The 12307-nt window shown below is 32.2% G+C and carries 9 protein-coding genes; 6 read left to right on the top strand and 3 right to left on the bottom strand.

The window, feature by feature from the left end; genetic code table 11:
* Positions 1-9 precede the first annotated feature (9 nt).
* The 4 genes from HPY57_00160 to HPY57_00175 all read left to right on the top strand — a co-directional run bounded on the left by HPY57_00160 (position 10) and on the right by HPY57_00175 (position 4197).
* On the top strand, positions 10-1017 hold the full coding sequence (locus tag HPY57_00160) for a Gfo/Idh/MocA family oxidoreductase (GenBank protein NPV10193.1): 1008 nt from the start codon (positions 10-12) through the stop codon (positions 1015-1017).
* Entirely contained in the window at positions 1010-1537 is a 528-nt protein-coding gene (locus HPY57_00165; GenBank protein NPV10194.1) for an N-acetyltransferase, read from the top strand. The genes HPY57_00160 and HPY57_00165 overlap by 8 nt, the downstream gene beginning before the upstream one ends.
* 421 nt (positions 1538-1958) lie before the next feature.
* Positions 1959-2339 (top strand): GxxExxY protein, encoded by a 381-nt coding sequence (locus tag HPY57_00170; protein NPV10195.1) that lies wholly within the window; start codon positions 1959-1961, stop codon positions 2337-2339.
* 451 nt (positions 2340-2790) lie between these two features.
* Positions 2791-4197, top strand: coding sequence for a hypothetical protein (locus tag HPY57_00175; GenBank protein ID NPV10196.1), 1407 nt, complete (start codon positions 2791-2793; stop codon positions 4195-4197).
* Positions 4198-4570: 373 nt separating this feature from the next.
* Here HPY57_00175 and HPY57_00180 read toward each other — a convergent pair whose 3' ends face one another.
* From HPY57_00180 to HPY57_00190, 3 genes are all read right to left on the bottom strand, one after another.
* Positions 4571-5551 carry a T9SS type A sorting domain-containing protein gene (locus HPY57_00180; protein ID NPV10197.1) on the bottom strand — a complete coding sequence of 327 codons (981 nt, stop codon included), beginning with the start codon at positions 5549-5551 and terminating at the stop codon, positions 4571-4573.
* Positions 5552-5692: 141 nt separating this feature from the next.
* Entirely contained in the window at positions 5693-5842 is a 150-nt protein-coding gene (locus HPY57_00185; protein ID NPV10198.1) for a hypothetical protein, read from the bottom strand.
* A 21-nt stretch (positions 5843-5863) separates the two neighbouring features.
* Entirely contained in the window at positions 5864-7189 is a 1326-nt protein-coding gene (locus tag HPY57_00190; GenBank protein NPV10199.1) for a T9SS type A sorting domain-containing protein, read from the bottom strand.
* A 1101-nt stretch (positions 7190-8290) separates the two neighbouring features.
* On the opposite strand from HPY57_00190, the gene HPY57_00195 reads away from it, so the two are divergent.
* Both HPY57_00195 and HPY57_00200 read left to right on the top strand, forming a co-directional pair.
* The gene (locus tag HPY57_00195) at positions 8291-8998 is read left to right on the top strand and encodes a sugar transferase (protein ID NPV10200.1); all 708 of its coding nucleotides are present in this window, start codon (positions 8291-8293) and stop codon (positions 8996-8998) included.
* Positions 8999-9019: 21 nt separating this feature from the next.
* Complete coding sequence (locus HPY57_00200) at positions 9020-10321, top strand: T9SS type A sorting domain-containing protein (GenBank protein ID NPV10201.1); 1302 nt, start codon at positions 9020-9022, stop codon at positions 10319-10321.
* Positions 10322-12307: the final 1986 nt, after the last annotated feature.

A 12307-nucleotide genomic window follows, 5' to 3' on the forward strand; every position in this document is an offset into this window, starting at 1 on the left:
GGTGAAAAAATGAAAGTTGGAATTGTGGGACTCGGTTATTGGGGACCCAATTTGGTCAGGAATTTTCTCGGTAATAAAGAAGTTACCAGAGTTTATGGTTGTGATCAAAATTTATCAAGATTGAAATTTATTCAGTCCAGATTTCCTGAGGTTCAAGTTACTGAAAACTGGAATGAATTTTTAAACGGCTACGACCTTGATATTATTGCTATAGCTACACCAGTAGCGACTCATTATCCGATTGCAAAAGCTGCACTTGAAAATGGGAAGCATATCTGGGTTGAAAAACCATTTACATTTAAGAGTAAAGAGGCGGAAGAATTAATAGAATTGGCAGAAAAAAAGAATTTAAAAATTTTTGTTGATCATACATTTATTTATACTGGTGCAGTTAGAAAAATAAAAGAAATAATAGAAAGAGGTGATCTGGGTGATGTTTTATATTATGATTCCGTTAGAGTTAATCTGGGATTGTTTCAAAATGATGTAAATGTTATATGGGATCTGGCTGCCCATGATATTTCAATATTGAATTATTTAGTAAATAAAGAAATAAAGGAAATCGCTGCACATGGAATTGCTAATTATTATAATCACGAAAACATAGCTCACATAAATATTTATTTTGATGGTAATTGTTTTGCACACTTTCATGTGAATTGGACTTCTCCTGTTAAAATACGAAGAGTTTTGATAGGTGGAACAAAGAAAATGCTTGTTTTTGATGATCTGGAATATAGCGAAAAGATAAAAATTTATGATAGTGGGGTTGAATTTAATTCAAAGGAAGGTGTATATGAAGCATTAGTACAATATAGAATAGGGGATATGTATTCACCAAAGGTAGATCAAACTGAGGCATTAAGTTTAGGTGTGAGTGAATTCATTAGGGCTATAAATGAAAATAGACAGCCTCTAACTAATGGTTATGATGGCTTAAAAGTAGTAAGAATTTTAGAAGCAGCAGATTATTCAATAAAAAATAAAGGGAAATTAGTGGAGATTAAAAATGGATAATATCAAAAGGTTCGGAGAAACAGAATTTACTCAAGAATATCTTGAAAAAAATTTTATAAGAATCTCTCCGGATGTTGTTTTGGGTAAAAATGTTAAAATATTTGGGTTTGCTAATTTATATGGTTGTAAAATTGGTGATAATTCAAAAATTGGAACTTTCGTTGAAATTCAAAAAAATGCTTTTATAGGGAAAAATTGTAAAATCTCCTCACATACATTTATTTGTGAAGGCGTTCATATAGAAGATAATTGTTTTATTGGGCACAATGTAACTTTTATAAACGATAAATATCCAAGAGCAACAAACGAAGATGGAACTTTACAAACGGAATCAGATTGGGAACTTGTTGAAACTTTTATTCGAAGAGGTGCATCCATTGGTTCTTCTGCAACTATCCTATGTGGTGTTACTATTGGAGAAGGAGCAATTGTTGGCGCTGGAGCAGTTGTAACAAAAGATGTTCCCCCGTTTACAATTGTTGCCGGAGTACCAGCCAAAGAAATTAAAAAATTAAAATAGATTAATTAATATCAGCGAACATCTGCGGTATCTGCGAGACCCAATAAATTTCACGCAGATTTCGCAGATTGACGCAGATGAAAAGATCCGCGAGACTAAAATAATTCACGCAGATTGCACGGATTGACGCAGATAAAAAGATCAGCGATAATCTGCGACATCTGTAAGACAAAAATAATTCACGCAGATGACGCAGATAAAAATTCTGTGAGCCAATAAATTTCACGCAGATTGCGCGGATTAACGCAGATGAAAAGATCAGGGAAGATCTGCGATATCTGTGTGACTAAAATAATTCACGCAGATTGCGCGGATTGACGCAGATAAAAAGATCAGCGAAGATCTGCGACATCTGCGAGACAAAAATAATTCACTCAGATTTCGCGGATTTACGAAGTTGAAAGAATAAGCGAGTGAATGAATGTCCTTAGAGAATGAAATCTCTTATGATATTCGAGGGGCGATATTTAAAGTGTATAATGAATTAGGACCTGGTCTACTTGAAATTGTTTACGAAAAAGCATTGAAATATGAATTAATGCAACTGGGGAGAAGGGTTCTTGAACAGATAGAATTACCAGTGATTTATAAAGGAATGAATTTAAATTACACCTTTAGGATGGATTTATTGGTTGATGATCTTGTGATAGTGGAAATAAAAGCAGTTGAAAATCTTGCGCCAGTATTTTTTAAACAGTTATTAACTTATTTGAGATTAAGTGGTAAGAAATTAGGGATATTGGTTAATTTTAATACGGATGAGATTGAAAAGAATATCTTCAGGGTTGTGAATAATTTATGAAGGAAGTGTTTCTCGCAGATCGCGCAGATTACGCAGATTGCGCAGATTACGCGGATTGACGCAGATAAAAAGATCAGCGAAGATCTGCGACATCTGCGAGACCAAAATAATTCACGCAGATTGCGCGGATTGACGCAGATAAAAAGATCAGCGAAGATCTGCGATATCTGCGATACCAAAATAATTCACGCAGATTGCGCGGATTGACGCAGATAAAAATCAGAGAGCCAAAAATTTCACGCAGATTGCGCGGATTAACGCAGATAAAAAGATCAGCGAATATCTGCGGTATCTGCTAGACCCAATAAATTTCACGCAGATTTCGCAGATGGTGCAAAAGAAAAGATCAGCGAATATCTGCGATATCTGCGAGACAAAAATAATTCACACAGATTACGCGGATCAACGCGGATAAAAATCAGAGAGCCAAAATTAATTTTAATTCAAAACTATGATTAAATATTTTTTAGTAATTAATTTATTGATAACATTTAATTTATTCAGTCAGAATTGTGATAACTTTAAATTTTTAGATTATAATCGAGATAAATCTTTTAATCTAATTTCTTATAAAGATTCAAATTTCCAATTTTACGCAAACCCCATACTCGGTATTTCGTTTGAAAATTTATTTGGTCATAATCAGAGAACAACTACATGGGGATTTAATATTAAAGGTGTAATGAAAAATGGATTGAGTTTTGGGTTATTATTTAATGATAATATAGTTTATAATCAGGATTTTTATAATCGTATTCCGTTTATTAAAGAGCAGGGGAGAGTTCTAACAGGCAATAATCCTAATAGAAGTGAGTTCAGTGAAACAAGAGGTTATTTGAAGTATCAAAACAACTGGTTAAATGTTGGTGTGATTAAAGATAATCTAACTTATGGAGAAGGAAGAAATTCAAAGTTAATTCTTTCAACTAAATCTCCTAGTTTTCCTGCTTTATTTTATGAAATAAAATTTTCTGATTGGTTTAAAGTATATATGCTTCATGGATGGTTATTATCGGGTATTGTGGATAGTACAAAATCATATCAAACTCAAACTTTTTTCAGAAAAGTGGAACATGAAAAATATTTTGCATTGCATTCATTTGAATTTAGTTTTTTTAATAGATTGAATTTAAGATTTGGTGAGACTATTATTTATTCAGATCGAGGTCCTTATATTGGTTATATGCTGCCATTCTTATTTTATAGAAGTATAGATCATATGTTTACTTACGGCAGTGAAGACAGTGGTAATAATGGATCTTTCTTTTTTGATGGTTCTTATCAATTTTCTGATCAGCATAAGATTTATGGAAGTTTATTCATAGATGAGCTTTCTTTCTCCAATTTATTGAAAGGTAAAACTGATCGTAATCAATTTGGATTTTTAGCAGGCTACAGTAATTCCAATACTTTATTAAAGAACTTTTCTTTTGATTTAGAATATACAAGAATTCTTCCATGGGTTTATTCAAACTGGATACCTGCTCAAACCTATTCCAATCTTGGTTATTTAATGGGACATTACATTGGACAAAATGCAGATCAATTCTACACTAATTTTAGCTATGAATATAAGCACTTTAAATTTTCTCTAAATGGAGATTACACAAGACAGGGTGGATTTTCGGATGTTATTAATCAATATACTTCACCTGGAGAATCTTTTCTATATGGTCCAATAAGGAAAATTCTAAGATTAGGTTTTGGAGTGGATTTCAAGTATCTGGAGAATATTTTTATAAAGTTTAATTATAGTTTCTTTAATGTTAGTGATGAGGATCAGTCCAGAACACCCGATTGGCAGAAGGGCAAAAATCATTTGATAAGTTTAAGATTGTTTTACGGTTTGGATAGATAATTAAGAGTTTTTATTGATTCAATAGTTTGTTGTTTTATATTAAAAGGAAGGCACTGCCTTCCTTTTTTGTTTTAAATTGAGTTTAGTTGAAGTTTGGGAATATTATTTCACGCAGATTGAAGTAGATAAAACTTCTGCGAGACAAACAATTTCACGCAGATTGCGCAGATGACGCAGATGAAGCAATCCGCGAAAATCTGTGATATCTGTGAGACACAATAATTTTCACGCAGATTGCGCGGATGACGCAGATTAAAAGATCCGCGAAAATCTGTGATATCTGCGAGACACAATAATTTTTACGCAGATTACGCAGATTGATGCAGAAAAAAAGCCGCTCCAAGAGCGGCTTTTTTGTTTTGACTAATAATGATTACTTGATCAATTGAAGTTTATTTACAATACGAATATTATTGACCTGTAAAATCGTAAAGTAAATTCCACTTGAAAGTTTTGAGGCATTGTATTCAAACTCATAAATACCCGCGTCTCGCTGGTCATCTACCAATGTTTCTACAAATCTGCCAAGAGCATCGTAAATTGAAAGTTTTACATTCCCAGATTCAGGTAATGAAAATCTTATGGTAGTTGCCGGGTTGAATGGATTTGGATAGGCTTTCAAGTCATAGACCTCTGGTTTATTTCCAACAAAAACCCTTAACTCTTCACTGAAACTTGTCGTACCATCAATATCAATTTGTTTTAGTCTGTATGCATATTCTCCATATAGAGCATCTTTATCGACGAATGAGTATTCTTTTGGTGAATTTGAATTGCCAGAACCTTTTACAAATCCAATTTTTTGCCATACGGCTGGTTTATTTGTTGATTTATCAATTTTACTACGTTCAACTTCCCAACCATAATTATTAACTTCAGTTGAGGTTCTCCAAAAAAGATGTACATTTTGCGACTTAACAAAATAAGTAAATTGCTCAAGTGTAACGGGTAAAGCTGATTGATCTATAGAGAATTCGTCTATAGCAAGACCATCATCAGAACTTGTGGCATTGTAATCTGTCCATCTAATCCAGAAATATGATCCATTTGGAATGTTCAGACCTGTAATTGTAAAGCTGATAGATGTTCTATACGAAGAAGAATTACCATCTTTAGCCCCAGGAGACTCTGTTTGAACAGGAGCAATAAAATCTAAATTATTAACATCCTGCCAGGTACCGGAGTTTAATGAATTTGCATCAAGACTATATTGAAAATCAAGCCTATCTTCTCTTCCTATTGTGCCTAATCTCCATTGTTCACCGAAATATGAAATGGGCAACTGAGTAATTGTATAACCCGTATTATTATAAAATTTTGCTCCAATTGTTGGTATTAAATTACCACTTTGCAAACCGCCAAATGCTCTTTCATTTGAACCACTACTTCCAAAGCTATAGGTATCCCCACTATTAGATGAACCTGTACCAGCTGTATAGAGAGTATTTGCATTTGTACCAGACTCTATAAAGTACCAACCATAAGGTAAAGTGGATTATGTGCCACTTGAGGCAAGAGAATCAAAGTTTTGTTCGTATACACCAGAACCAGTAAGTACAATTGCGCCGGTACCAACCTGTGTTTGTGATTTTAAATTACTATTGATAAGAAAAAATCCTATCAAAAATAAAATTAGATTTTTCATTTTTAATTCTCCTTGCTTATGTCATTTAGTTAATATCACCTTTCTTTCAAATTTAAAATTATTAGCACTCATCTTAATAAAGTATACTCCACTCGAAAGATTAGAACCATCAAGCTCTATATTATATATCCCTTGTTCTAAATATGTATCCATCAAATTTTTAACTAATCTTCCATTAATATCATATAAATCTATTTTTACGTTCCCAGCTTCAGGTAATGAAAATCTGATTGTGGTCGTTGGGTTGAATGGATTTGGATAGGCTTTCAAGTCATAAACTTCTGGTCTATTACCAACAAAAACTCTTAGCTCTTCACTGAAACTTGTTGAGCCGTCAATATCAATCTGTTTAAGTCTATATGCATATTCACCATAAAGAGCATCTTTATCTATGAATGAGTATTCTTTCGGAGAGTTTGAATTGCCAGAACCTTTTACAAATCCAATTTTTTGCCAAATGGATGGTTTATTTGTTGATTTATCTATTTTGCTGCGCTCGACTTCCCAGCCATAATTATTAACTTCAGTTGAGGTTGACCATTTAAGCATTACAAAATCAGAAAATTTTATAATGTTTAATTTTGTCATTTCTACAGGCAGTGGGTTATCTGAACCAGTATTTGGTTCAACTCCGCTGACTACAGAATAGCCACCCCACCAGCTTCTAAATGTTGCAACGGTCTGATAGCCATCTGATGGGGTATTTGAATTATTTGGTGTAGCTCCATAAACATAGGCACCGGAACCTCCATTATTTCCGTTTGTATGAAACAAAACTATTCGGATATAACTGGGTCTCCCATTCCCTTGAGTAACCGAATTCCATGGAATACTAACTTCCATATTATGAGTTGAACCCTGAATGGTAAATTGTGGGTTAAGGGAGATATTGGCATCTGACCAGCTCGAACCGTTCCAGGTTCTAAATTCATCATAACTTGATTTTATGTAAGCAACGAAATTAACGCCACCATTAGTACCCCAATTAGGACTCCCATTTGTGGGGAAATCACCTCTAGTACCATCATAATAAATTCCACTTGAATTATCAGTATAGGACGAACCAGAATATTGAGCCTGTATATAGATTAGAACAGGTTCACTATTATTTCCGCCCTCCCTGCCGATATAAAGGTTAGTATTATCCCAACTTAAGAACCAATTAACACCTGATTTACCAGAGAGTAATTCATTGCTTTCCCAGGAAGCGCCATTTGTACCGTTTGTTGCGTCTTTTTGTCCTGTAACATTACCATCGATACTTAAAGCTCTCGATGTGGTGGATGTAGTTGTTCCAAAAATTTGTGAAGTAAGGAAAAGCAATAGAAATAAAGTATTTTTAATCATATTTACCTCCATTGAAATAAATTTAATTGAAGATAAGTTAAAGTAATTTTTATTTAGATTCAACATATTAAATAAGTCTTTACATTCCGGTTTTATGATTTGAAATATTTATAATTTTTCATAATTAATTAACCAATAATTCAAGGAAAAATTATTTCTGTAAATTTTGAGTGTCTTGAAGCTTTTGATTGATTTCTTTGATTTTATGCTTATTAAAGCTAAGTCATTATGGAATATTTATAATCATCACATAATAGTTAAACCATTTTCTCCTTAAAAAATAAAATTTTAGTTATGATTAAAAATTTGCTGATAGACAATTAAATTTTTGTAAAAGATAATTATAAATCCTCCCGAAAATGCAGGAAATACTTTCAAAAAGGTAATATTTGATTCCGAGGCGGTTATATAGCCTTCCGAAGAGGTAATATATGATTCCGAAAAGGTTATATATGATTCCGAAGAGGTAATATATGATTCCGAAGAGGTAATCTACGATTCCGATGAGGTAATATATATTTCCGAAAGGGTCATACATAATTCCGATGAGGTTATTTATAATTCCGAAGTGGTAATTTATGATTCCGAAATGGTAATATATGCTTCCGCATAGGTTATAAATCTTTCCGAAAAGGTTATTAATGATTCCAAAGAGGTTATATATCTTTCCGAAGAGAATATTTAGCTTTCCGAAAAGTAATAATGTGATTCTGTACAGGTTATAAATCACTCAGAAAAGTCAATGTGTGATTCCGAAGATGTTATAGATCCTTTCGATACTTGAGCTTATTAATAATTAAAAAATAGATTATTATTTAGTTATTCTGATATTAAATTTTTACCTTCTAAAAATAATATTCTGGAAATAATTTTAGTTAAATCATTCAAATACTCAGATCATATTTAATTGAATTGCCCTTATGACTCGATGCTGTCCATTGTACTTTTGCAGTAAAAACCAATTTCATTGATTTTATAATAATTATTTTTTGTGCTTTATGATATAATTCTTTGTCCAGTTCAAAAAAATTTTGACTTTAAAAGTTATGTTGCTTTTAAAATTTTTTTTATGTATATAAAAATCGAAAATTATTTTTAAAGATGTATCAAGGCTATATCAAAAATTATTTAGATAAAATTCTATCATTAATTATTTTAATCCTTCTTCTTCCACTTGTAATTTTAATTTCTTTACTAATATTTATTGAAACCAAAAAGAACCCAATTATTTCACAAGAAAGAGCATTATCATTAAATAAAAAGAAAATTAAGATCTATAAGTTTCGGACATTTCTTGAAAATGAAGCTCCAAACATCTACAACTCTGCCAATATTCTTTCACATCCAGAATTGTCTCATTTAATAACCAAAACAGGTAAATTCTTAAGATTAACTGGACTTGATGAAATACCTCAGCTATTAAATGTACTAAAAGGTGAGATGAGTTTAGTTGGACCGCGCCCTTTAATAATTAGAGATCTTGAGCAGATTGAGTTTTACTACCCTGAACTTTATCAAAAAAGAGAAAATATAAATATAAAACCAGGAGTTACGGGTTTATGGCAGGTTACAAAAGACGATAACTTTTCAGTTGAATATTTAATTAAAAAGGATTTACAGTATCAATCAAACTTGAGTTTTATTAACGACTTAAAAATCCTTCTGAAGACATTAAAAATTTCAATTTTAATGCAGCATAAAGACTCATTAAAAATTTCAAAAGAAAATTATTATCTGGTCTGGGTCTTTAACTTTGTGGTTAATCTTTATATTTTTCTATTAATAGTAATTTTATTTAACAATATTTAAGACAAAAAACCAGGAGGTAATATGAAATATTTATGTTTTTTACTGATCATTCTTTCTCTGAATAAGATTTTATTTAGTCAAAGAAATTTGCCAACCATCGACCATTTTGATTATGGTCTTGGAGAGTTGAGAACAGCTGGTAATGATTGGTCTAGAATAAGTGGAAGTTCAAATGATTTATTAGTAGTAGACAGTAATTTAACTTATACTGGATATCCAATGCCAAGTACAGGAAAGCGGGTTAAGTTAAGTGCTGGCGGAGCTGATGATTGTAAGTTATCTATTTCTCAATTATCAAATAATGGTGATAAAATATATGCATCATTTTTAGTAAATGTGGAGAATCTTACTGGATTAACTACTTCTGGTGCATATTTTGCCGCACTTGGAAACGGAACCAATATTTTCTTAACAAGGTTATGGATTAGACTTGATAATGACAATGATGGTTTTAATTTAGGTTTATCTAAAAATTCAAATACTGTTGCTGGATGGTCGTCAAAATTAAATATAAATCAAACCTATTTAGTAGTTTTATATTATGAAATTGTATCTGGAACATCAAATGACATCGCCAAAATCTGGATAAACCCAGACTTATCAGGATCCGAACCAACTCCAGATTTATCCACATCATCTAATAATGATTCATACATAGATGGTTTTTATTTAAGGCAAGCAAATGGAACTCCAAATGTTTATATAGATGCATTACGTATAGGAACTTCTTGGAATGATGCACCACTTCCTGTTGAATTGACATTTTTCAACGCATTATCAAAAAGCAATTATGTGAATTTAGTCTGGAAGACTGCAACAGAAGTTAATAACTATGGCTGGGAGATTGAAAGAAGCAAAATAGATGAAAGGACAAATAAGCCATCAGTGTGGGAAAAAGTTGGATTTGTGAAAGGTTCTGGAAATTCAAATTCTCCAAAAGAATATTCATTTATAGATAACAAAGCATTGTATGGTTATTATGCTTACAGACTAAAACAAATTGATGTAGACGGTGCTGTTTCATATTCAAGTGAGGTAAGGGTGTTTGCAGGAAGTAAACCGCAGGTTTATGATGTAAAGAATTATCCAAATCCGTTTAATCCGCAGACAACAATTAGATTTGAATTGCCCGAGGCTGGAAATGTCAAGCTGGCAATTTATGATATTACGGGACAGTTAGTGAAAGTCCTTGTTGATGAATGGATGCCAGAAGGAATTCACGAGACAATTTTTGATGGAAGTCAGCTGGCAAGTGGAATTTATATTTCAGTTTTGCAGGCAAAGGATGTGCGAGTAGTAAAGAAGATGCAATTAATTAAGTGATAACTAATTTTGTGTGATGAACAAAGAAGGAACGGTTAAGAGCCGTTCCTTTTTTGTTTTAAATTGTCTGGAAAAATGTTTGTGAAGTCTTTTCAATGAAGACGAAGAAAAACATCCGTCAATCACAGATTAAACGAATTATCCCGAATTTTAATGAAAATTAAAATTGTAGGAATTCCGCTTGGGCTCAATGTGAATATCCAATAATGGTGTTGGGAAAAAAGTAAAGTTAAAAAATTAAATAACCCAAGAGGGTTCAATTACAATAAATTGCAGATTAACGCAAATAAAGATCCGCGAAAATCTGCGACATCTGCGAGACATCATATTTCGTACAGATTACGCAGATTGACGCAGATAAAAAAATCAGTGAGCTAAGTTATCTCACGCAGATTGCGCAGATTGACGCAGATAAAAAAATCAGTGAGCCAAGTTGTATAACGCAGATTGCGTGGATTGACGAAGATAAAGAGATCTGCGAAAATCTGCGGTATCTGCGAGACCCAATAATTTTCACGCAGATTGCGCGGATTGACGCAGAAAGGGATGTAATTATCACCGACAATTTAACAGAAAAAGATTTCATAGTGCTGGAATTTATTATTGATCTTTTAATGTCACTCCTTCGGAGTTTTGATTTTTTTATTTGTATGAATTTCATTCTATAATAATTACACCACTTCGTGGTTAATTTTTCATTAATCACAACGAAGAAAATTTTTTTGAAATATCTAAATCTGAATAGACAACACAATTGTTCTGGTTCTACTCGAAAACCGGCACTGCGTTCATCGGTCTTAGAGTAATGAAGTGTATTGAGAAGACCGATGGAATACATACGCAAAGGTTGTCTCGATACATCCCTCTTCAATATCACCCTGAACTTATTTCAATGTCACCCTGAACTGGTTTCAGGGTCTCCTCTATTAAAATATTAGATGCCGAAACAAGTTCGGCTTGACAGCTACGGTATTTCAACAAAATACAATTTGTCAATTTCGTTGTCACCCTGAACTCGTTTCAGGGTCTCCTCTGTTAAAATATTAGATGCCGAAACAAGTTCGGCATGACATTGTGAACAATGAATGAACATCGCAAAATTTTCGAACGATAAAATTTTGAAATTGATTTGATAATGTCACTCCTTCGGAGTTTTGGTTTTCGTGTTCTGTCAATTTAATTCTATAATAATTTCACCACTTCGTGGTTAATTCTACAAATAGATCGCTCCGATGGAGCTTTAATATTTTTTTTTTGTCTTTTCTACAAATAGGTCGCTTCTACGAAGCTTTTTTAAATTCATTGAAAACGAAAATTTAACTACAGACAATAAAAAATATCTTCTAAAAATCTATAAAGGATTTTTTTTGAAAAAATCGCAAAATGATAATCTGGATGAAGCAACAAAAGCTTAGTTAGAAAAATGTGAAATTGCATAGCAACGATCTATTTATAGAAAAAATGTTGATCAATTCCCAGATAATGTCGCAAAGCGATGACCTATTTGTAGAAAAAATATTAAACAATCCCAAAATTAAAGTTACGTAGCAACGATCTATTTGTAGAGAGAATTTTTAACAACCCCCAAATTAAAGTCGCGTAGCAACGACCTAATTGTACTAAAAATAATTTTTTGCTACATAAAAAATTAAATCCAGAATGGATGGAATTATTATAGGGAAGGATAAAACACACACAAAAAGTAAAATCCTGAAGGGATTACATTATGAATAACGAATGGATGGTCAAAATTTTATAACGCTGGAATTTTATTATTAAAATTATAATGTCACTCCTTCGGAGTTTGGATTATTGTGCTTGTGTACATTACATTCTATAATAATTTCACCACTTCGTGGTTGATTATTTACCAACAGATTAAACCAAAGAAGATAGTAACAACAGCCAAGTAGCGAGATTAATTGAAATGGATTTTACGTTTTTAGAACAATTTTTATCATTTTATCTGTCAATAAAAAAATTAAA

The sequence above is a fragment of the Ignavibacteria bacterium genome (genome assembly GCA_013177855.1).
GTDB lineage: Bacteria > Bacteroidota > Ignavibacteria > Ch128b > Ch128b > Ch128b.

Coding starts and splice junctions, on each gene's coding strand:
- HPY57_00165 (NPV10194.1), top strand. CDS start 1,010: ATGGATAATATCAAAAGGTTCGGAGAAACAGAATTTACTCAAGAATAT.
- HPY57_00185 (NPV10198.1), bottom strand. CDS start 5,842: ATGAAAAATCTAATTTTATTTTTGATAGGATTTTTTCTTATCAATAGT.
- HPY57_00200 (NPV10201.1), top strand. CDS start 9,020: ATGAAATATTTATGTTTTTTACTGATCATTCTTTCTCTGAATAAGATT.
- HPY57_00195 (NPV10200.1), top strand. CDS start 8,291: ATGTATCAAGGCTATATCAAAAATTATTTAGATAAAATTCTATCATTA.
- HPY57_00175 (NPV10196.1), top strand. CDS start 2,791: ATGATTAAATATTTTTTAGTAATTAATTTATTGATAACATTTAATTTA.
- HPY57_00160 (NPV10193.1), top strand. CDS start 10: ATGAAAGTTGGAATTGTGGGACTCGGTTATTGGGGACCCAATTTGGTC.
- HPY57_00170 (NPV10195.1), top strand. CDS start 1,959: ATGTCCTTAGAGAATGAAATCTCTTATGATATTCGAGGGGCGATATTT.
- HPY57_00190 (NPV10199.1), bottom strand. CDS start 7,189: ATGATTAAAAATACTTTATTTCTATTGCTTTTCCTTACTTCACAAATT.